Genomic DNA, 20,079 nt, shown 5'->3' on the forward strand with positions numbered 1-20,079 from the left:
GGACGCCGGGATCAGCCATGCGGTCTTGCGGGCGCCGATGAGGCCGGCGTCTCGTCGGCCCTTGGCGTCGGCGGTACCGGTGCCGCCTCGGCACGGTCCGCGCCGTCAGGCCCGCAGCCCCGGATGGATCCGGGGGCGGGCGGGCACCGTCTCGTCATACGGCTCGGTGAAGAGCTCGGGGCGGTCCGCCTGGATGGTCCCGATGTCGTCGAAGACTCCCTGAAGGTGTCCGCGTAGAGCCGTCTCCGCGCTCGCGGCGTCGCGCCGCTCCAGCGCGTCGACCACCGCCGTGTGCTCCGCGATGAGGTCCTCGATGCGGTGGGGCAGCGGCAGGCTCAGTCTGCGGGCGCGGTCGAGGTGGGCCTTGGCCGTGGTGACCGTGCGCCACAGCGTGCGGTGGCCGCTGGACTCCATCAGGCGGCGGTGGAACGCCTCGTCCTGCTCGAAGAAGGAGTCCGCGTCCGACGCCGCCAACGCCGCGCGCTGTGCGTCGAGAATCGTTCGCAGCGCCACGATGTCCTCGGCCCCTGCCTGCTCGACCGCCTTGCGCAGCGCGGCAAGCTCGAGGGACTCGCGCATGAACTGGGCCTCAAGAACGGCGTCGACGCTGATCCGGGAGACGAACGTGCCGAGCTTGGGGAAGACGTCGACCAGGGCCTCCTCGCCGAGCAGGATCAGCGCCTCGCGCACCGGGGTGCGGCTGACGTCGAGCTCGGCGGCGAGCTCGTTCTCGGACAAAGGCGCTCCGGGCGGCAGCTCCAGGGACGTGATCCGGGACCGCAGCAGCGCGTGCACGCGGGTGCGGACCGACTCCTTGGGGGCGGGCGACGCGGGAGTGCGCCGCGGGGCCGGTCTCGTGTGTCGTTGCGGGGCTGCCATGACGTCACCTTCTCACCTTCAGCTGCGGAGATTCTTACATACAAGGCTTGTATGTAAGTCGGTGAGAGGGTAGAAAATGTCGCGGGAAGCGAGAACCAACGCATCCCTCCGGTCTCGCGAGCCGCCATCCGCCCAACCGCACCCCACGCATCCCGTCCCCGCACGAAGGAGCCGCCGTGCACGACGTTCACGACGCCTCCGACCGGCCAAAGACGACCGGAGGACCCCGATGACGACGCACTCCGTCACCGAAACCGAGGCCGAGCAGGCCTCACCAGGCGCCGCTGACGCCGTCCGCCCCCGTGGCCGGGGCAAGAACGTCCGATGGGGCATCGCCGTGCTCTGCTTCGGCGGCCTCGCGGTCAACTACCTGGACCGCTCCACGCTCAGCGTGGCGCTGCCCACGATGTCGAAGGACCTGCACATAGGCCCCGAGACGCAGGGCTTCATCCTCAGCGCGTTCTTCATCACGTACGCCCTGTGCCAACTGCCCGCCGGAGCGCTGCTCGACAAGTTCGGCGTCAAAAAGGTCTTCATGATCGGTGCCATCTGGTGGTCCCTCGCCACCGTCGGCATGGGTCTGGTGCGCGGCGTCGGCAGCCTCGTCGGGGCGCGCCTGGTGCTCGGCGCCGGCGAAGCCGCCGGATATCCGGCACCCGCCAAGGCGGTCTCCCGCTGGTTCCCGCGCCACGAGCGGACCCTCGCCAACAGCGTCTGGGACAACGGCGCCCGCGTCGGCACCGCCATCGCGCTGCCGCTCGTCACGATGCTGGTCTCCGCCTTCCACTGGCGCGTCGCGTTCATCGCCTGCGGTCTGCTCGGATTCCTGTGGATCATCGGCTGGTGGCGGCTGTACCACGAGCCCGCCGACCACCCGAAGCTGACCGCCCAGGAGCGCGCCTACATCGAGGCGGGCGGCGCCCGTGTCGAAGAGGCCCCCGCGCAGGGCGATGAAGGCCCCCAGGTGCGCTGGCGTGACCTGTTCCGGTACCGGACGGTCTGGGGCATGATGCTCGGCTTCTTCTGCCTCAACTACGTCATCTACTTCTTCATCACCTGGTTCCCCAGCTACCTCGTGGACGAGCGTGGCTTCGACCTGCTCAAGCTCGGCTTCTTCGGTACGGTCCCGGGCCTGGTCGCCATCGTCGGATCGCTGCTCGGCGGCTTCACCGCCGACCGGCTCCTGCGCAAGGGCTGGTCCATCACCAAGGTCCGCAAGACCTGCCTGGTCTCCGGCACCCTGTGCTCGTCCGTCATCGCGCTCACGGTGGTCGTGCCGACCGCGGCCGGCGCCCTCGCGCTGCTCTCCCTCAGCTATGCGTCGCTGACCTTCTCCACCGCGTCCGTCGCCTCGCTGCCCGCCGACGTCGCGCCCACCGCCGGACACGTCGCCTCCCTCGCCGGCATTCAGAACTTCGCCTCGAACGTGGCGGGCGCCCTCGGTCCGATCGTCACGGGCTTCCTGCTCGCGTCGTCCGGCGGCTCGTACCTCGTGCCGCTGCTCGTCTCCGGCGCGCTCTCCATCGTGGGCGCCCTGACCTACGCGTTCGTGATCAAGCGCGTCGAACCGCTGCCGGCCCGCTAGACCGGCTGCCCACCCCCCTCGTACGACAGAAAGGGCCGCCCCGTGGCCAAGACCACGCACCGCGCCGCCGTCCTGCACGGGCCCAAGGACCTGCGCATCGAAGACCGGCCGCTGCCCGAGCCCGCGGAGGGTGAGGTCCTCGTCGCCGTGCGCGCCGTGGGACTGTGCGGCTCCGACCTGCACTACTACGCCCACGGCGAGAACGGCCCGAACGTACTGCGGCAGCCGACCGTGCTCGGCCACGAACCCGCGGGACTCGTCGTCGGCCACGGCGCCGACGACCTGCCGCACGGCACACCCGTCGCCATCGAGCCCGCCCACCCGTGCGGCCGTTGCACCCTGTGCCGCGCCGGGCGCTACAACCTCTGCCCCCAAGGCACCTGCTTCGGCTCCCCGCCCACCGACGGAGCGCTCGCCGAGTACCTGTGCGTCCCGCGGGACTTCGTACACCCGCTGCCCCAGACCATGGACGTACGGCTCGGCGCGCTCGTCGAACCGCTCGCCGTGGCCGTGCACGCCGTGCGGCGCAGCGGTCTCGAACCGGGCGCGCGGGTCCTCGTCACCGGGGCCGGCCCGATCGGCGTACTGGTCGCGCAGGTCGCGGCCGCCACCGGAGCCGGATCCGTGACCGTGTCCGATGTGGCCGCCGCCCGGCGGGAGTTCGCCGCGCGACACGGCGCCGCGACGGTGGATGCCGCCGACCTCACCCCCGACCCGGAACGGGCACACGCGCTCGCCGACCCGGCCGGATACGACATCGTCCTGGACTGCTCCGGCGTCGGACCCGCACTGGTGTCAGGCATCCGTGCCCTGCGCCCGGGCGGCACCGCCGTCGTCGTGGGCAACCCGAACCGCCCGCTCACCGAGCTTCCCCTGGCCTGGATGCAGCGCCAGGAGCTGTCCTTGGTCACCTCCTTCCGGTACGCGGCCGGGGACTTCCCGGCGGCGATCCGGCTCGCCGCGTCCGGCCGGATCCAGCTGGCCGAACTGGTCACCGCCGCCTTCCCGTTGGAGCGGGCCGCCGAAGCCCTCGACACCGCGCTCACCGACCGCACACAGCTGAAGGTCCTCGTCGAGCCGGGCGGGGAGGCCTGACGATGAACACGCGCACCCTGCCCCGCCTCTCCCGGGCGATCCTCCCCGTCCCCGGTCTCCAACGTCCCTCCAGTACGCCCGAACCCGGCATCGTCCACCTCGGCCTCGGCAACTTCCACCGCGCGCACCAGGCCGTCTACACCGCGGACGCGCTGCGCCGCACCGATGGCCCCTGGGGCATCACCGGAGTGTCCACGAGCCCCGGCCGTGGACCCCGCCCGGTGCTCACCGGCATGGCCGAACAGGACTGCCTCTACACGGTGTTGACGTTGCGCCGTGACCGCGCCGTCGCGGCCACCGTCCCCGGCGTGCACCATGCCCCACTCGCCGCCGACGGACAGGGCGCCGACGTCGTCGCCGCGATCGGCAGCGCCACGACCCGCATCGTCTCCCTCACCGTGACGGAGAAGGGCTATACCTTCGGCGCCGACGGACATCTCGACCTCGACGACCCACTGGTCCGCGCCGACCTGAAAGGCGGCACACCCCGCACCGCCCTCGGCCTCACCGTGCGCGGACTGCAGCAGCGGCTGCGCACGGGCGACGCCCCCGTCACCGTCCTGTGCTGCGACAACCTCATGGACAACGGGCATCAACTACGCCGACTGCTCGGCGAGTTCATCGCCGCGCTGCCCGCCGCCGAACGGGACGACCTCCAGACGTACCTCGACACTGCCGTATCCACGCCGAGCACCATGGTCGACCGGATCGCACCCGCCACCACCGACGAGCACCGCGCCCTGGTCGCCCGCGCGTTCGGCGTCCGCGACACCGTGCCCGTACCCGCCGAGCCGTACAAACTGTGGGTCCTTCAGGACGACTTCCGCGCCGGACGGCCCGCCTGGGAGGCCGCGGGAGCGGTGTTCACGCGGGACGTCGCCCCGTACGAACTGATGAAGCTGCGCCTGCTCAACGGCGCGCACTCGCTCCTCGCCTACCTGGGCCTGCTGCGCGGCCACCGCTCCATCGACCAGGCCGTCACCGACGACCTGCTCGGCGCAGCCGTCGAGGCGGCCATGCGCGACGAGATCCTGCCGACCGTCACCGCACCGGACGGCATGCCGGGCAAGGAGTACATCGCCGAACTCCTCGACCGCTTCGCCAACCCGGCGCTCGGTCACCGCACCGCCCAGGTCGCCTCCGACGGCTCACTGAAGATCCCGGTCCGTTGGGCGGGCGTCATCGAGGAGTCCCTGGCCGCGGGGCGCGTACCGCGCCTGCTCGCCCTCGGGATCGCCGCGTACGTGCGCGTCGTCACCGGCGGAGCCGACGCCTACGACGAGCAGGCGCTCGGCACCGTCCACGACGCCGCACGGCCCCGCCTCACCGAACTGGCCCGGCGAACGCCGGAACCCGGCGAGGCGACGAGACTGATCCTCGCCGAGAGCGGACTGCTGCCCCAACAGACAGCGCAGCACGAGGCGTTCGCGAGCGCCGTCGCCGAGGCCGCGCGGACACTGCACACCCACGGAGCAGAAGCCGCACTGCGCTGGGCCCGCACCTGAACCCGGCGCAGACCGCCGATCCCGTGCGGCGGCAGGCACCGTCCGCACTTCTGCCCCGCACCTTCTGTCCGGCGAATTCTGCCCCGCGAAGCGACCACTTTCCTTCCCGTCCTACGAAGAGAACGGCACCCCATGGCCACGATCACCTCCGCCGAGGTCTTTGTCACCTGCCCCGGCCGCAACTACGTCACCCTGAAGATCACCACCTCCGACGGCGTCACCGGCATCGGCGACGCGACCCTCAACGGCCGTGAACTCTCCGTCGCCTCCTACCTGCGTGACCACGTCTGCCCGACCCTCGTCGGGAAGGATCCCGCGCGCATCGAGCACCTGTGGCAGTACCTGTACAAGGGCGCCTACTGGCGGCGCGGACCGGTCACCATGACCGCCATCGCCGCCGTCGACGTCGCCCTGTGGGACATCAAGGGTAAGGTCGCCGGCCTGCCCGTGTACCAACTGCTCGGTGGTGCGGCTCGGGACGGCGTCACCGTCTACGGGCACGCGAGCGGCAACACGATCCCCGAACTCCTCGACGACGTACGGCGCTTCCTCGACAAGGGCTTCCGCGCGGTGCGTGCGCAGGCGGCGGTGCCGGGCCTGGAGCGGGTCTACGGCATGCGCAAGGGTGACGGCGCGACGTACGAGCCGGCCGACGGCAATCTCCCCACCGAGGAAGTCTGGGACACCGGCGCCTACTTGGACTTCGTACCGACGTACATGGCCGCCGTCCGTGAGGAGTTCGGCTTCGGCTTCCAGCTCCTGCACGACGTGCACCACCGGCTCACCCCGATCGAGGCGGGCCGGCTCGGGAAGTCCCTGGAACCGCACCGACTGTTCTGGATCGAGGACCCGACCCCGGCCGAGGACCAGGAGGCGTTCCGCCTGATCCGTCAGCACACCACGACGCCGCTCGCGGTCGGCGAGATCTTCAACTCCATCTGGGACTGCCAGCATCTGATCACCAACCGGCTGATCGACTATGTCCGCACCTCCGTCTCCCACGCGGGCGGCATCACCCATCTCCGCAAGATCTTCTCCCTCGCCGAGCTGTACGGGGTGCGCTCCGGCTCGCACGGCGCGGGCGACCTCTCCCCGGCCTCGCTCGCCGCCGCACTCCACGTCGACCTGTCCGTGCCGAACTTCGGGATGCAGGAGTACATGGCCCATCTGCCCGGCTACGAGGAGGTGTTCCACACGTCCTGGACGTTCGAGGACGGCCTCATGCACCCCGGCGACAAGCCCGGTATCGGCGTCGAGTTCGACGAACAGGCCGCTGCGAAGTTCCCGTACGAGCGCAAGTACCTGCCGGTCAACCGACTGCGGGACGGGGCCGTCCACGACTGGTGAGCAGCGGGTGATCCGGCCACCGACCCGAGCGTCACGTTCAGCCGAGGACGACGGGGGAGTACCCGCGGCGAGCGCCGGGATAGGCTGCCAGGTCTTGCCTTGGGCGGGCCCGCACCGGGATGATCGTCGATCATGCGTCTCGATGAACTTGGTGCTGCTGAGCGGCAGTTGTGGAACTCCTTCCCGCAGGGCACCGCCGTCAATGTCCGCGACGACATGTCGTCGTCGGCTGTCCGCGTCGTACGGGCCCAGGTCATCGAGGCGCTGTTGCTGGGCGCCGGCGCGGAGCCCGCCCCGGGCGACCGCCCGGCACTCCGCCTCACCGGCGCCCGCATCACAGGCAGCCTGGATCTGCGATTCGCCGAGATCGCCATGCCGGTCGTCCTGGCCGACTGCCGCTTCGACGAAGTACCTCAGCTGCAAGGTGCCAGGTTCCGCGAACTGGCCCTCCCCGGAAGTTCCCTGCCCGGTCTCGCCGCCGACATGGCCCAGATCGGCGGCCGACTGGTGCTGGCCGGCTGCCACCTGACCGGACCCCTCACACTGAACCGCGCCGAGATCCACGGCGACCTCGACCTCCGCCACGCCGTGATCACCGCACCGGGCGCCGAGGCCATATCCGCCGTCCATTCGGCCATCAGTGGTGACGCGTTGTGTGCCGGCCTGGCCGTCCAGGGAGGGTTCCGCGTGTCCGGTGCCTCCATCGACGGCGAGTTCGACCTGCAGGGTGCGTCCCTGAACAACCCTGGCGGCAACGCACTGGACGCCTACCATGTCCAGATCACCGAGGACTTCACCTTCCACCCGGGTTTCAGAGCCGAGGGGCGGGTCCTCCTGTCCGGTGCTACGGTCTCGGCCGCGATCGGCTTCTGCGGCGCCGTCCTGAACAACGCCGGCGACGTCGCGCTCGAGGCCGTAGACGTGCACGTCACCCGCAACTTCGACCTCGGCCGGGGCCTTACCGTCAACGGCGGCATCAAACTCGACGGCAGCGACATCGGTACGCAGCTCAGCTTCCGCGACACCATGCTCACACATCCTGGCGAGACCGCCTTGTCCCTGCGGATGACCCGGGCCCGGGAGACCGATCTGCGCACCCGGCGGCCGATCGCCGGCACCGTCGACGCGCGCAACGCCCAGCTGGGCACCTTGTACGACACCCCGGACACCTGGCCGGCAGACATCCGGCTGGCCGAGGCCACGTACGACGCCCTCGCACACCCCCTGGCAGCGGTCGAACGGCTCGACTGGCTCCGGCGCGGCACCGACGGCTACCTCCCACAGCCGTACGAACAGCTCGCAGCCGCGTATCGGCGGCTCGGACACGAGGACGAAGCACGCACGGTACTGCTGGCGAAGCAACGCCGTCGGCGCACTACGCTGCCCGCGCTCCTGCGCATCTGGGGTTGCATCCAGGACGCGACCGTCGGCTACGGCTACCGGCCACTGCGCGCCGGCCTCTGGCTCATGGCCCTTCTCGCGTGTGGTGCGAGCTTCTTCGCAACCCATGGCCCCGCACCGCTCGAGGTGGGAAAGGCGCCGCCGTTCAACGCCGTCATCTACACGCTCGACCTGCTGGTTCCCATCGTCACCTTCGGGCAGGAAGCGGCATTCGCCCCACGAGGCACGGGTCAATGGCTCGCCTACGGGCTGACCGCCGCCGGCTGGGTCCTCGCCACCACCGTCACCGCCGGTATCTCACGGGCCATCAGCCGCCAGTGAGACGAAAAGGCAGACCAGTAGGCGATTTTCATCCTGGGGCGAGGCGCTGGACAGGAAGGTGCCGGATGCCTCGCGGGGCGGTTCGCTTCGGTACTCGGTAGTGCCGGCCCAGTTCGCAATCAGCGGGCGTGGAGCAGTTCGCGGATGTCCTGCCAGTCACGATCGATCGCTTCCACCCGCTCGTCACGCCAGGTGGAGGGGGAACGGCACGGTGGTTGCGCAGTTCTCGCACGAGCAGCACGGCCCGGTTCAGGGTGAAGGCGGCACGGGCGGATGTGGGGCCGGTTGCTACCAGTTCCTCGATCTGTGTGCGGGCTTCCGGGGTGGGGGCCAGGACGGTCCAGAGGACGGCCAGGTCGTGTCCTGGCAGGTAATGCCCCGCATGCTCCCAGTCGATCACCGTGGTCCGTCCGTCAGGCCCGAACACGAAATTGGTCGGCAGCGGGTCGCCGTGGCCCGGCACCAGGTCGGTGCCGGCCTGATGGAGCAGGTCGGTCAGGGCCTGGTGGTCCTGCCGGGTCGTCAGGCCCTGGCGGTGATCGCGGTCAAGACGTCCGGGATAGTCGGGCGTCCGGGTGAGCACGCCGGTGGGGGGCCGCCACCGGGCGAGGTCGGTCAGGGCCTCGATCATCGCGGTGACGTGCGCCGGGTCCAGCGCCTGTGACGGGAACCGGTCCCGGCCGGGGACGGGGGGCCGGCCCGGGGCGTGCTCGATCAGCAGCACGTGGTGCTGCTCGTCCGCGGCGATGAGTGCGGGTGACGGAGTCCATCACGCCATGCTCGGCATTGCCCGTCTGCACAACCTCACCCTCGCCGGATAGGCGGGAGGGCCGCACGGCAGCTGGCCCCACTCCCACCAACTCCAAGATCGGTTACGGGACAACCCTTCGTCTCCGTCGAATCAGCGGTCGGCCCAGAGGAAGATGCCTGGGATGTGGAGTCCGGCCAGGTAGAAGGTCGCGGTCTTCGAGTGATCCAAACGAAACTGCCCAGGTGGCTTCCGCGGCGTCGGCTGCGCATTCCCTGGGAGATCCGCGACGACATCTACTTCCGGGATGCGTGGGGTGTGTCTTCGCCTGCCCCTCGATCACGATCATCGATGTGCGTTCAGTAAAACGAACGTTGGGTTCACTAGCCGCGATCGTTCGGTATAGTGAACGCATGGTTCAGTCGATCGAGTCCTGTCGGGTAGGCGCACAGAGCAGCGTCTACCTTGATGACACCTACCTGGAGCAGGTCGATACGCGGGTGATCGCGGTCGGCGAGAGGGACGGGACGCCATGGGCGGCCGTCGAGCACTGCCTGTTCCACCCGCAGGGCGGGGGCCAGCCCGCCGACCGTGCGTGGCTGGAGGGCACGGAGGTCATCCCGGTCCGGGACCGGGAGTCGGGACTGGTTGTGGCGACGGCGCCCGAGCGCGGCAGACTTCCGCCCCTTGTCGAGGGGCAGAAGGTGCGAGCCAGGATCGACCTTCAGGCCCGGACGGCTCACGCCGCGTTGCACACAGCTGGACACCTCGTCGAAGCAGTCGGTCGCATGCAGGGGTGGGAGATGGCCGGCAGTAACCACTTCCCCGGTCAGGCACGCATCGAATTCCAGGCGCCCGGGACTGACGCGCGGCTGGCCGATCCGGAAGGGCGGGAGGAGGTGACTGACGCGCTGCGCTCAGCGGTGGCAGCCGCGGTCGCCGACGATCTGCCGGTCTTCGCCCGGTTCCTCGCCGACGGGCGGCGCGTCGTGCACCTGGACGCGCTGCACGCTGCGCCGTGCGGGGGCACGCACGTGCGCAGCCTCGGTGACCTGGCCGAAGTGGTGCTGCCGACGTTGAGAGTCAAGAAGGGCCGCATCCGCGTGTCCTACACCGCAACCCACAGGAGCCGTTGATGACGCCCCCGCCGTCCGGTCGCCAGCCGGTGAGCAGTACCGCAGCCGCGGTCGGCGCGAAGATCCGCCTGCGCCGCCAGCAGCGCGGCATGAGCGCCGCGGAGATGGCCCGGCGCGCCGGGCTGAGCAAGGCCACGCTGTCGCAGCTGGAGGCCGGCAACGGCAATCCGACGATCGACACCCTGGATGCGATCGCGATCGCCCTGCGGATCCCGATCGCCGACCTGTTGGCGCGTGACGCCGACACCGGGCCGGTCTTCCGGCCAGGCACGGACATCGAGCCCGGCGAAGTCTCCCGGGAACTGCTGCGCCGAATCAGCAGCGGCAACAGCCTGGAAATCTGGCGGCTGCGCATTCCGCCCGATACGGAGCTGCCCGGGGTCCCGCATGCCACCGGCACGATCGAGCACCTGCTCATCGCCACCGGTCACGTCACCGCCGGCCCCGTCGACGCCCCGCAGGATCTGGGCCCCGGCGACATGCTCGCCTTCGCCGGGGACGCCCCGCACTTCTACCGCACCGGCGCCGAGGAAGTGGACATCACCGTCGTCTTCGCCTCCCCTATCAGCACGTGAGACGTCGGGACGTGAGACCTCGGCGCTTGGGACCGCCCCACCTGCGACCGACGCACCTGTGACCTCAGCGCCTGCGACCTCAGCACGCGAGACCAAGGAAGACAGATCCCCTTATGAGCGCCGCCATCGCCACCACCCCCTCCAGCCGCGCCTTCATCAGCGACAACATGGCCGGAGCATCACCGCAGATAGCCCAGGCCGTCGCCGACGCGGCCGCCGGGCAGGTCCTGCCGTACGGCAACGACCCCTTCACCGACAGCGCTCGACGCAGGCTCGGCGAGATCTTCGAGCGGGACGTCGATGTCTTCCCGGTCTCCACCGGGTCCGCCGCCAACGGCCTGAGCCTGGCCGCCCTCACCCCGCCGTGGGGCAGCGTGCTCTCTCACCCCGACAGCCACATCAACCACGACGAGTGCGGCGCTCCGGAGTTCTTCACGGGCGGTGCCAAGCTCGTCGGTGTCCCAGGCTCCGACAGCAAGATCGATCCCGAAGCGCTACAGGCGGCGGTGCGGCGCAGGGCCGGTGACGTGCACAGCGTGCAGCCGTCCGTAGTGAGCATCAGCCAGGCCACCGAGAGCGGCAGCGTGTACACGTTGCAGGAGATCCGCCGCCTGTCCGCCATCGCCAAGGACGCAGGACTGCGCGTCCACATGGACGGCGCGCGCTTTGCCAACGCCCTGGATCATCTCGGTGCCACCCCGGCCGAGATGACCTGGAAGGCCGGCGTCGACGTCCTGTCCTTCGGCGCCACCAAGAACGGCGCGATGACCGCCGACGCCATCGTCTCCTTCGACCCCGCACTGGCCATGGAGCTGGCCTTCCGCGCGAAGCGTGCCGGCCAGCTCGCCTCCAAGATGCGTTTTCACACGGCTCAGATCGACGCGTACCTCACCGACGGTCTGTGGCTGCACAACGCCCGCCACGCCAATGCGATGGCCACCCGGCTCGGCGACGGCCTCAAAGCCATCCCCGGCACTGGCCTGCTGGCCACGCCGCAGGCCAACATCCTCTTCTGCCGCCTGCCCCAGCAGGTCACCGAGGGACTCCTCGCCGAGGGCTACGCCTTCTACCACGACCGCTGGGAACCGGGAATCGTCCGGTTCGTCACCGCCTTCTCCCACAGCGCCGAAGACATCGACCAGCTCCTCGCCGCGGTCCTCCGCCACACTCGCTGACCGATGGCCGGGAGAGACGCGGCGTGCGGGGGGCTCGTGGGCCTGCACGCGCCGGCCACGACACGGTTGCTCGGGGCCGATGAGTTCAGGCGAGGATCCTCCGTCGACGGCGAGTTGCGCGCCGGTGATGGAGGACGCGTCGTCGGAGAGCAGGAACGCAACCGGCCGTGGCGATCTCTTCGCCGCGCCCGATACGCCCCAGGGGCAGGCCGTGATCGGCGCCCGTGACTACGAGATCCAATTCGCAACTCACCACCTCGGCCACTTCCAGCTCAGCCTGGGCCTGCTGCCCGCCTTGCGCGCCGCGCACGGTGCCCGGGTGGTCAACGTCACCTCCGGCGCCCAGCGGCTGTCCGACATCCACTGGGACGACCTGCATTTCACCGCCGACTACGAGCACGCCACGGCCTACGCCCGGTCCAAGACGGCCAACGTGCTCTTCGCCGTCGAGCTGGACTGCCGCTGGGCCCGGGACGGAATCCGTGGCTACGCCACCCACCGGGCATCGTCGTCGGTACCAGCCTCAACGGTGCGGCAGGCGAGGAGGGGCTGCGGGCCATGGGACTCATCGACGAGTCCGGCCGGCCGATCATCGACCCCGACCGTGAGAGGAAGACGCCACAACAAGGCGCTGCCACCATCGTGTTCGCGGCCACCAGCCCCCTCCTCGCCGATACCGGCGGCGTATATCTGAGGAACAGCGACATCTCCGAACTGGACGACGAGCCGAGGCCTTTCGACCCGCGGAATCCCAACTCCACCGTCGCCTCGTACTCCATCGACCCGGAATCTGCCCAGCGCCTCTGGGCACTGAGCGAAGAACTGATCAAGGCGTAATGAAACTCCCGCCGTCACGGACCAATCCCCGTGACGGCGGGGCGCGGCGAGGCGGAGTACGTGGGCGGTCTGAACAGCCTTCGACGGCCAGCTGACTCCCGCGGTCTCAGCCTCGACGGCCCACAGGCTGACGCCATGTGGGAGGGTCCCGGGGTTTGGACGGTGTGGCGGTGCCCCATCACGGTGTCAGCATCACGTGGCTGATTGCGGAGGCGACATCATCAGCGACGTGGGTGGGCCGGTAGGAGTCGTGGGACCAGGGGCGGCCGTCCGTCACCCACACACTTGGAAGCCGGAGCGCTTCGGCGCCGGCGATGTCGGCATGAGCTGAGTTGCCGATGACCCACGCACCGGACAGGGGGATGCTGACGGTTGCTGCTGCCGCTCGGAAGATTTCTGGGGCCGGCTTCTTGTGGCCGACCATCTCGGAGATCACCCAGCCCTGGACGAGTTGGTCGAGGCCGGTGTTACGGATCTTCGCTTCCTGCTGGACGGTGCGGCCGTTGGTGACGATCACGCAACTCCAGCCGTCGTCCTGTGCTTTGCGCAGCGCCTCACGGGATGAGTGCGCCAGGACGACGTGGTCGGCGACGCCGTTGTCGAGGAGGGCGCGGACAGCGGTGGTTGACACGGCGTCGCCGTATCGGTCGCTCAGGGCTGCGGCGACTTCGTGCCGTGCGGTATAGCCGCGGGCGTCAATCCTCGTCACCCATGTGAGGTCGGAGTCGGGAAGGCCGTGCTGGGCAAGGAAGCCGGCGACGGCGGTACGGAAGGCCGCATCGCGGTCGACCAGGGTGTTGTCGAGGTCCAGCAGCAGCAACGGCATGACCGGCAGTAGACCGTGCGCACTTGGTGGCCGACCACATCGATGGAACTCGACCGCCCCGGAGCCGAACTCCCTCTTTTTGCTTCCTGCGGGTTCAGTCTTGACGGTCAGTGCGATGGCCGGCGCGCCGGCCATCGCGATGGTCAAGCACCTGGATGCCCTGTTGATCCGAACGAAACCGCCTAGCCGACGGGGCCCGATCGTGCCCGTGCCCGGTCGCGGAACCACGCTCCCGCTCCCACCAGCACTGCCACCCCTACCCCATACAGGGGCAGCCACAGGGCCGTCGTGGGCGCCAGGCAGTCGTCAACGGCCGGCTCGGGTGTTCAGTTGACGGTGTATCAGTCCGCAGTCCGTTGCCGCTCCCCGCGTGCTGGACCGGAATGCCACGTGGTGGTCTCATGGTGGGCGCGGCACCTCGCCTGGTGTCGGGGCGCGTCATCGCGGGTCCTCGGGTTTCCATCCCCACGCGGTGAGCATGCCGGCTGACAGCGCGGCGCAGTCGTCGGAGCCCAGGTACCGGACTGCGGCGTCGACAGCCGCGTCATCGACCAGACCGGTGGCCAGCATCGCGGCTCTGCTGCGTTCCCAAGTGTCCGCCCAGAAGCGGCTGATGGGGCTGCCCGGCAGCAGCGGCGGCACATGCATCTCGGCGGCGACGGGCACGAGCCCCGCGTCGTGCAGCAGTTGCGGGTACGACGGAACCCAGGAGACATCGGTGCCGATGGTGGCCCGCAGTCCCTGCCACATGGCCCGCATCGCCACGTCGTACGGAGTGACGGGCGTCAGGTCGCTCGTCAGGTCGACGGCGTCGCTGAGCACCAACACCCCACCAGGCGCGACGAGTTCGGTCAAGGCCGTGATCACGTGGTCGCGCTCCGGCAGGTGCATGAGCACGAAGCGCGCGTGGACGAGCCGGAACTGGCCGGGGGCGAAATCGGGGGCGGTGACGTCGGCTTGCAGCACGTCGAGTCCGGGCACGGGCCGTGCGCCGAGGAAACGTACGTCGCGATCCACGGCAAGCACGCCGGCCACCCCGGCCTCGTCCAGCAGCCGGCGGGACACCGTGCCCGTGCCGGCACCCACGTCGAGGCAGCGCCAATCCGGGCCGGCCCCGAGTGCCCGCAGCCGCGTCATGGTGATGTCGTCGTAGGCGAGGGCGCCGAAGTCGATGCGCTCGCCCTCGCCCGCCTGCTCGGGACGGAAGACGGCCTCGCCGTACCGACCGCCGCCCGGCACGTCCCCGCGCGGAGCGGTGCTCACGCCGCGGTCGTGGAGGAGGCGCCGAGGGTCTCGTCCTCGATGAGTTCCGGTGCCCGGTCGGTCTTGGACCGGAACAGCGGGTCGTCGAACGGTTTCATGGCCTGACCTCTTCATCCGTGGGGTGGAGCCGGGCGCCCCGTCCCGAGGTCGCCGCCCCACGGATCCTCCACCGACGGCCGCCCACACGGTCGAGGCGCGCCGTGCTGCCTGAGCCAGCCGGCCCAAGAGGCGTCGGGCGGCTGCCCGCTCTGCCGAGCGCAGGCCGGTCAGCCCTCCCGCACCCACGGCCGCAGCTTCTCCGGGTTGCGGACCGCCCAGATCCGGGTGACGCGCCCGTCAAAGACGTCGAACGAGGCCACGGTCATGACGACGCCGGCACGCTGGGCCACCAGGCCAGGCGCACCGTTGACCGACCGTTCCAGGAGCTCGAGCCCCGGAGCCTTGTCGGCGATCGCGACCATGTACTGGGCGATGCGCGCCCCGCCCTCGACCGGGCGCAGGACGGTGCCGACCATGCCGCCGCCGTCGGCGGTCATCACGGCGGCCGGGTTGAGGAGGCCGACGAGGGCAGCGATGTCCTTGGTCTCCCATGCCTCTTTGACGTGCCTCACCACGTCGGCCCGGCCGGCCGCCGTCACCGCAGGGCCCGCGATGTTCACCCGCCGCCGGGCGGACGCCGCCAGCTGCTTGCAGGCCGCAGGGGTCCGGCCGAGAACGTCGGCGATATCGGCGAACGGATACCGGAAGACGTCGTGCAGGACGAACGCCACCCGCTCGGCGGGCGTCATCGCCTCCAGGACGACGAGGAAGGCCATGGTCACCGACTCGTCCAGGACGATCTGGTCGGCGGGGTCTGCAGGGCCAGTGGGGTCGGCGCCGCCCCCGCGGTCCCATTCGGTGCGGTCGGGCACCGGCTCGGGCAGCCACGCGCCGACATAGCGTTCACGGCGGGCCCGCGCCGAGCCGAGCAGGTCCAGGCAGATGCGGCTGGTCACCGTCGTCAGCCAGGCGCCGGGGGACATGATCTCCTCCTGCCGGCTTCGAGTCAGCCCGTACCAGCGTGCGTAGGCATCCTGTACGGCGTCCTCTGCCTCGGTCACCGAACCGAGCAACCGGTAGGCGACATTGATCAGTTGGCGTCGCTCGCCGGCTATCTCATCTGTGCTGGTACCGACAGTCCCCATGCTTCCGGCCGCCCCCTCGCCTTACCTTTCGCAGGCCCGCGTCGTCGGGCTGGTGAGACCTTATCGATCTGCTGCCCGAGGGCGGAAAAGGGGACTGCGACATGGCTACTCAGGTGACGGCGACAACGACAGCGACGGTGACGGCGAAATCGCGGCGCAGCGCTTCGTTCCTGCAGATCGCGATCGCCCTGCAGACCCTGACGATCTTCCTTCAGGCGGTCTCCGCCGGACTGCTGCTTACCGCGTCCTACGGAGAGACACTGCACAGCGTCGGAGCTCGCGTGATGTACGGCGCGTCGATGCTGTACGTGCTCGCGGCGGCGCTGGCGTGGAAGCCGGGCGGCGGCTCGCCCCGGCCCGTCTGGCAAGCGTCGGGATTCCTCGTACTCGCCTCGGTCCAGGTCGTGCTCGGCATCGCGCACGTCCCGTCGGTCCATGTCCCCCTGGGTGTCTTGATGTTCGGCCTGAGTGTGCTGGCACTGGCCCGGCGCTGAGGCCTGTTGGCCATGCTCCGCAACTGGACTCGGATCCGCACGAAAGCCCGGCAGGCCGCTACTCAACTACGGTTGCTCCACATGACAGCCACCGAGACGGATATGACAGAGGACTTGATCCGGGATCTGCTGCGCGAGCAGCACCCCGACTTGGCGGATCGCCCCGTGAAGCTCGCAGCGCTGGGCTGGGACAACCAAGTGTGGCGGCTCGGCGACGACCTCGCCGTCCGGCTGCCCTGGGCGACGCAGTCTGCGGACGCGCTGCTGCGCAAGGAACACACCTGGCTGCCCGCCCTCGCCCCGCACCTTCCTCTGCAGATCCCCGTCCCGCAGCGCCTCGGTGAGCCCTCGGAGCGGTTTCCGCGGACCTGGCTCGTCACCACGTGGGTTCCGGGCGAGCCTGCCGACCGTGCCCCCGCGACGCGCGCGGCGGATGCGGCCGTCACCTTGGCCGGCTTCCTGACAGCCCTTCACCGACCCGCCCCCGACGAGGCGCCCACGGGCCGAGACCGCGGTGGCCCGCTGGCCGACCACGCCGAATCCTTCGCTCACGGGCTCGCCGCGGCAGCCGAACGGGGGCTGATTCGCGACCCGGACGCCGTCCGCGCGGTCTGGGAAGACGCCGCCGCCGCCCCCGAGTGGGCAGGCCCAAGTCTCTGGCTCCACGGCGACCTGCATCCAGCCAACATCCTGACTACGCACGGCAATTTCTCCGGTGTGATCGACTTCGGCGACCTGTTCGCCGGCGACCCCGCCTGCGACCTGGCCGCCGCCTGGATCCTGCTGCCGGACGGCGCCGCCGACCTCTTCCACGAGACCTACCGGCCGAGCCCGGACGCCGCGACCCTGCGCCGGGCCCGCGGCTGGGCGGTGATGCGCGCCCTCGGCGGGATCCACGTCGGAGACGCCGGCGTCCACGGCCGCCCCGGAGGCAAGCCCACCTGGGGCCCACCCGCCCACGCCGCACTGCAACGCCTCACCGCATCGGTACGCCCCTGAGCAAGCAACTCGCTTCCGGCCACCCGCCCCCGCCGGTCCGCCTGGCGCGCTTTCCTGCTGGGGTGGTCAGGCCGCGCGGCAGAGTGCGGTGGAGCGGGCGGGGGTCGTGGTCCGGGCCAGGGGCGGGTGTACGGCGCGCGTGGTGGCTGCGAGCGTCGAGCGGTTCCGTGCGAAGACGACGAGGCGCAGCATCGCGAACCGCGCGACGCCGGTGAGTGCCGAGGCGGACAGGTAGACGGCCTGTTCGAGCGCGGCACCGGGCTCCGCCACCAGCTGCTGCAGGACCAACATCGCCGCGCAGGTCACCGCGTACGCCGCGGCCGCCGATCCGGCCGACTGCGCATGCTGACGCCGGGTCGCGCGTCGGCCCGCGCCGAAGGTGATGCGGGCGTGCAGCTCGGTGGCGAGGAGCGTGGAGGCCACGGTGATCAGGGCGTTGGCCAGGCCCCAGGGAATCCAGGAGGCGAGGGCTGCCACGGCGAAGCTGGAGGCGAGTCCCACTCCGCCGCCGCAGAGCACGAAGCGGGCGAAGGCGCTGAAGGCGCCTGATCCGGCCCGTCGCTGCTTCTGCACTGTCTCCATGATCCGTCCCCCTTGGTCGCCCACTTCGCGAGGCGTGCGCCCTTCGGCCTGTGGGGCCGAGGGGCGTGTTGCCCCTGGCGCCATAATGGCACATGTATGGCGCCAGGGGGAGTCAATTGTGACGTCACCTGCATCGAGAATGGCGTCATTGTGGCGCCGGTGCTGTGAACGTGCAGGTCTACGGCTTGGGGAGGCAGGATTCCTTGAGCTCTGCCGGAGGATCGAAGTTCGGCGGTGCGGGCGTGCCCGGCGACCACCCGAACGACGTCAGTGCCGACCCTTCAGCGCCGATCAGTGCTGGTCGGCCTTGTCGAGTTCCTCGTCGAGCGCCATCGCGGCGGTGATCAGGGCGAGGTGGGTGAACGCCTGGGGGAAGTTGCCCAGTTGTTCGCCGGTCGGACCGATCTCCTCGGCGAAGAGCCCTACGTGGTTGGCGTAGGTGAGCATTTTGTCCATCGCGTAGCGGGCCTGTTCGAGGCGGCCGGCCCGTGCGAGCGCGTTCACGTAGAGGAAGCTGCAGAACGAGAAGGTGCCTTCGCTGCCGCGCAGGCCGTCGGGTGACGCCTCAGGGTTGTAGCGGTAGACGAGGCTGTCGGTGACCAGTTCGCGCTCCATCGCGTCCAGCGTGGACAGCCAGTGCGACGCCTTCGGTGAGATGAAGCCGACCAGTGGCATGAGGAGCAGCGACGCGTCGAGGACGTCGCTGCCGTAGTGCTGGACGAATGCCTTGCGGTCGGAGTTCCAGCCGCGTTCCAGCACCTGGTTGAGGATGGCATCACGTTCGGCGGTCCAGCGGGACAGGTCGGCGGGCCGCGCGTACTGCGTGGCGAGGCGGATGCCCCGGTCGAGGGCGACCCAGCACATGAGCCGGCTGTAGGTGAAGTGCTTGCGGCCGCCCCGGGTCTCCCAGATGCCCTCGTCGGGCCGGTCCCAGGTGTCGGCGAGCCAGTCGAGGAGCCCCGAGATCGCCTTCCACCCGTTGAAGCCGGCGACTTCGGCCAGGTCCGGGGAGTGGGTCATCGCGTAGGCGAACTCGCCGTAGATGTCGAGCTGGAGTTGGTCGGCGGCTGCGTTTCCGGCCCGTACGGGAGAGGAGTCGCGATAGCCGGCGAGGTGTTCCAGGGGCTCCTCGGTCAGATGGGGGTCGCCGTCGATCCGGTACATGATCTGGAGGGGCTCGGCCCCGGGTGGGCGGGGCGCCTGCAGGCGTTCGCCCAGCCACCGGCGGAACGCGTCGGCCTCGTCCACGTAGCCGAGGTCGAGCAGGACCCTCATGGTCAGGGAGGCGTCGCGGATCCAGGTGTAGCGGTAGTCCCAGTTGCGCTCTCCGCCGATCTGTTCGGGCAGCCCCATGGTGGCGGCGGCGATCGGGGCGCCGGTCGGCGCGTAGGTGAGCAGCTTGAGGGTGATCACCGAGCGGTTGACCATCTGCTGCCAGCGGCCTCGATAGCGGCAGCGGCGGATCCACTCGTGCCAGAAGAGACGGGTGGCGCCGAAGTCCGCCTGGAGCCCCTCCGTATCGACGGGTCCCGGGCCGGCGCTGCCGGAGGCGCGGGTGTCCAGGACGACTCCGGCGAGGTCTCCCGCTCGGAGGGTGACGGTGGCGCGGACGTCGTCGCCGTCGGCGGCCAGAGGGAAGGTGCTGCGCAGGTGCACGTCGATCTCGGGTCCGTGAAAGGCCGCGCTGTGGCCGTCCAGAGCCAGGGTGTGCGGGGCGCGGCCGTAGTCGAAGCGCGGCCTGCACTCGAGGTTGAAGGTGATCGTTCCCCGCACGGCGCGCAGGCCGCGCACCAGACGGTGCCGGTCGCTGGGAACATCCGGTTGCGGGTCCACCGGCATGAAGTCGATGACTTCGCCTACGCCGTTCGGGGTCAGGAACCTGGTGACGAGGACGGCCGTGTCGGCCAGGTAGAGCTGCCGCACCGTCACGTCGTCCGTGTCGGGGGCGAGGGTGAAGTGGCCGCCGCGCTCGTCGTCGAGGAGGGAGGCGAAAATGCTCGGCGAGTCGAAGCGGGGAGCGCAGAACCAGTCGATCGCGCCTGCACCGGAGACCAGCGCGGCGGTCTGCAGGTCGCCGATCAGCCCATGGTCGGCGATCGGGGGGTAGCCGCCCATGCCTGGCCTCGT

18 protein-coding genes are annotated in these 20,079 nt (G+C 70.2%); 11 read left to right on the forward strand and 7 right to left on the reverse strand.

Annotated elements, in window-relative coordinates; genetic code table 11:
- Positions 1-105: 105 nt before the first annotated feature.
- Positions 106-879 (reverse strand): GntR family transcriptional regulator, encoded by a 774-nt coding sequence (locus AC07EJ_RS28245; RefSeq protein WP_389479502.1) that lies wholly within the window; start codon positions 877-879, stop codon positions 106-108.
- A gap of 229 nt (positions 880-1,108) precedes the next feature.
- On the opposite strand from AC07EJ_RS28245, the gene AC07EJ_RS28250 reads away from it, so the two are divergent.
- The 5 genes from AC07EJ_RS28250 (at position 1,109) to AC07EJ_RS28270 (ending at position 8,133) form a co-directional block, all read left to right on the forward strand.
- Positions 1,109-2,464, forward strand: a complete 1,356-nt coding sequence (locus AC07EJ_RS28250) for an MFS transporter (RefSeq protein WP_478885302.1) — start codon at positions 1,109-1,111, stop codon at positions 2,462-2,464.
- 42 nt (positions 2,465-2,506) lie between these two features.
- Complete coding sequence (locus tag AC07EJ_RS28255; protein WP_389479507.1) at positions 2,507-3,559, forward strand: NAD(P)-dependent alcohol dehydrogenase; 1,053 nt, start codon at positions 2,507-2,509, stop codon at positions 3,557-3,559.
- A gap of 2 nt (positions 3,560-3,561) precedes the next feature.
- Entirely contained in the window at positions 3,562-5,064 is a 1,503-nt protein-coding gene (locus AC07EJ_RS28260) for a mannitol dehydrogenase family protein (RefSeq protein ID WP_389479510.1), read from the forward strand.
- 132 nt (positions 5,065-5,196) lie between these two features.
- A complete protein-coding gene (manD, locus tag AC07EJ_RS28265; RefSeq protein ID WP_478885303.1) occupies positions 5,197-6,411 on the forward strand; it encodes a D-mannonate dehydratase ManD in 1,215 nt (404 codons plus the stop codon).
- A 132-nt stretch (positions 6,412-6,543) separates the two neighbouring features.
- A complete protein-coding gene (locus AC07EJ_RS28270) occupies positions 6,544-8,133 on the forward strand; it encodes an oxidoreductase (protein ID WP_478885304.1) in 1,590 nt (529 codons plus the stop codon).
- A 28-nt stretch (positions 8,134-8,161) separates the two neighbouring features.
- Here the strand turns inward: AC07EJ_RS28270 and AC07EJ_RS28275 are convergent, their stop codons facing one another.
- Positions 8,162-8,857 carry a phosphotransferase gene (locus AC07EJ_RS28275; protein WP_478885305.1) on the reverse strand — a complete coding sequence of 232 codons (696 nt, stop codon included), beginning with the start codon at positions 8,855-8,857 and terminating at the stop codon, positions 8,162-8,164.
- A gap of 437 nt (positions 8,858-9,294) precedes the next feature.
- Between AC07EJ_RS28275 and AC07EJ_RS28280 the strand changes: the two genes are divergently transcribed.
- The 4 genes from AC07EJ_RS28280 to AC07EJ_RS28295 all read left to right on the forward strand — a co-directional run bounded on the left by AC07EJ_RS28280 (position 9,295) and on the right by AC07EJ_RS28295 (position 12,604).
- On the forward strand, positions 9,295-10,017 hold the full coding sequence (locus AC07EJ_RS28280) for an alanyl-tRNA editing protein (protein ID WP_389479525.1): 723 nt from the start codon (positions 9,295-9,297) through the stop codon (positions 10,015-10,017).
- Entirely contained in the window at positions 10,017-10,592 is a 576-nt protein-coding gene (locus AC07EJ_RS28285) for a helix-turn-helix domain-containing protein (RefSeq protein ID WP_389479527.1), read from the forward strand. The genes AC07EJ_RS28280 and AC07EJ_RS28285 overlap by 1 nt, the downstream gene beginning before the upstream one ends.
- Positions 10,593-10,705: 113 nt before the next feature.
- Complete coding sequence (locus AC07EJ_RS28290; protein ID WP_478885306.1) at positions 10,706-11,767, forward strand: threonine aldolase family protein; 1,062 nt, start codon at positions 10,706-10,708, stop codon at positions 11,765-11,767.
- A 558-nt stretch (positions 11,768-12,325) separates the two neighbouring features.
- Positions 12,326-12,604 carry an SDR family NAD(P)-dependent oxidoreductase gene (locus AC07EJ_RS28295; protein ID WP_389479532.1) on the forward strand — a complete coding sequence of 93 codons (279 nt, stop codon included), beginning with the start codon at positions 12,326-12,328 and terminating at the stop codon, positions 12,602-12,604.
- Between the two features lie 178 nt (positions 12,605-12,782).
- Here AC07EJ_RS28295 and AC07EJ_RS28300 read toward each other — a convergent pair whose 3' ends face one another.
- The 3 genes from AC07EJ_RS28300 to sigJ form a co-directional block, all read right to left on the reverse strand.
- Positions 12,783-13,430, reverse strand: coding sequence for an HAD family hydrolase (locus tag AC07EJ_RS28300; protein ID WP_478885307.1), 648 nt, complete (start codon positions 13,428-13,430; stop codon positions 12,783-12,785).
- Between the two features lie 438 nt (positions 13,431-13,868).
- Positions 13,869-14,693 carry a class I SAM-dependent methyltransferase gene (locus AC07EJ_RS28305; protein WP_478885308.1) on the reverse strand — a complete coding sequence of 275 codons (825 nt, stop codon included), beginning with the start codon at positions 14,691-14,693 and terminating at the stop codon, positions 13,869-13,871.
- Between the two features lie 266 nt (positions 14,694-14,959).
- The gene (gene sigJ, locus AC07EJ_RS28310; RefSeq protein ID WP_478885309.1) at positions 14,960-15,877 is read right to left on the reverse strand and encodes an RNA polymerase sigma factor SigJ; all 918 of its coding nucleotides are present in this window, start codon (positions 15,875-15,877) and stop codon (positions 14,960-14,962) included.
- Between the two features lie 101 nt (positions 15,878-15,978).
- Here sigJ and AC07EJ_RS28315 point away from each other — a divergent pair, with 101 nt between their 5' ends.
- On the forward strand, positions 15,979-16,371 hold the full coding sequence (locus tag AC07EJ_RS28315; RefSeq protein ID WP_389479544.1) for a hypothetical protein: 393 nt from the start codon (positions 15,979-15,981) through the stop codon (positions 16,369-16,371).
- A gap of 81 nt (positions 16,372-16,452) precedes the next feature.
- On the forward strand, positions 16,453-17,370 hold the full coding sequence (locus tag AC07EJ_RS28320; protein ID WP_389479546.1) for an aminoglycoside phosphotransferase family protein: 918 nt from the start codon (positions 16,453-16,455) through the stop codon (positions 17,368-17,370).
- A gap of 66 nt (positions 17,371-17,436) precedes the next feature.
- Here AC07EJ_RS28320 and AC07EJ_RS28325 read toward each other — a convergent pair whose 3' ends face one another.
- Both AC07EJ_RS28325 and AC07EJ_RS28330 read right to left on the reverse strand, forming a co-directional pair.
- Positions 17,437-17,952, reverse strand: a complete 516-nt coding sequence (locus AC07EJ_RS28325; protein ID WP_478885310.1) for a hypothetical protein — start codon at positions 17,950-17,952, stop codon at positions 17,437-17,439.
- A gap of 291 nt (positions 17,953-18,243) precedes the next feature.
- Positions 18,244-20,067, reverse strand: coding sequence for a glycoside hydrolase family 15 protein (locus AC07EJ_RS28330; protein WP_478885311.1), 1,824 nt, complete (start codon positions 20,065-20,067; stop codon positions 18,244-18,246).
- Between the last annotated feature and the right edge of the window lie 12 nt (positions 20,068-20,079).

The sequence above is a fragment of the Streptomyces sp. NPDC045026 genome, from assembly GCF_056432625.1.

Bases quoted from the DNA above. Each gene is read 5' to 3' on its own strand.
- AC07EJ_RS28260 (WP_389479510.1), top strand. From the start codon at position 3,562: ATGAACACGCGCACCCTGCCCCGCCTCTCCCGGGCGATCCTCCCCGTC.
- AC07EJ_RS28330 (WP_478885311.1), bottom strand. From the start codon at position 20,067: ATGGGCGGCTACCCCCCGATCGCCGACCATGGGCTGATCGGCGACCTG.
- AC07EJ_RS28250 (WP_478885302.1), top strand. From the start codon at position 1,109: ATGACGACGCACTCCGTCACCGAAACCGAGGCCGAGCAGGCCTCACCA.
- sigJ (WP_478885309.1), bottom strand. From the start codon at position 15,877: ATGGGGACTGTCGGTACCAGCACAGATGAGATAGCCGGCGAGCGACGC.
- AC07EJ_RS28285 (WP_389479527.1), top strand. From the start codon at position 10,017: ATGACGCCCCCGCCGTCCGGTCGCCAGCCGGTGAGCAGTACCGCAGCC.
- AC07EJ_RS28320 (WP_389479546.1), top strand. From the start codon at position 16,453: ATGACAGCCACCGAGACGGATATGACAGAGGACTTGATCCGGGATCTG.
- AC07EJ_RS28290 (WP_478885306.1), top strand. From the start codon at position 10,706: ATGAGCGCCGCCATCGCCACCACCCCCTCCAGCCGCGCCTTCATCAGC.
- AC07EJ_RS28245 (WP_389479502.1), bottom strand. From the start codon at position 879: ATGGCAGCCCCGCAACGACACACGAGACCGGCCCCGCGGCGCACTCCC.
- AC07EJ_RS28280 (WP_389479525.1), top strand. From the start codon at position 9,295: ATGGTTCAGTCGATCGAGTCCTGTCGGGTAGGCGCACAGAGCAGCGTC.
- manD (WP_478885303.1), top strand. From the start codon at position 5,197: ATGGCCACGATCACCTCCGCCGAGGTCTTTGTCACCTGCCCCGGCCGC.
- AC07EJ_RS28270 (WP_478885304.1), top strand. From the start codon at position 6,544: ATGCGTCTCGATGAACTTGGTGCTGCTGAGCGGCAGTTGTGGAACTCC.
- AC07EJ_RS28300 (WP_478885307.1), bottom strand. From the start codon at position 13,430: ATGCCGTTGCTGCTGCTGGACCTCGACAACACCCTGGTCGACCGCGAT.
- AC07EJ_RS28315 (WP_389479544.1), top strand. From the start codon at position 15,979: ATGGCTACTCAGGTGACGGCGACAACGACAGCGACGGTGACGGCGAAA.
- AC07EJ_RS28295 (WP_389479532.1), top strand. From the start codon at position 12,326: ATGGGACTCATCGACGAGTCCGGCCGGCCGATCATCGACCCCGACCGT.
- AC07EJ_RS28325 (WP_478885310.1), bottom strand. From the start codon at position 17,952: ATGGAGACAGTGCAGAAGCAGCGACGGGCCGGATCAGGCGCCTTCAGC.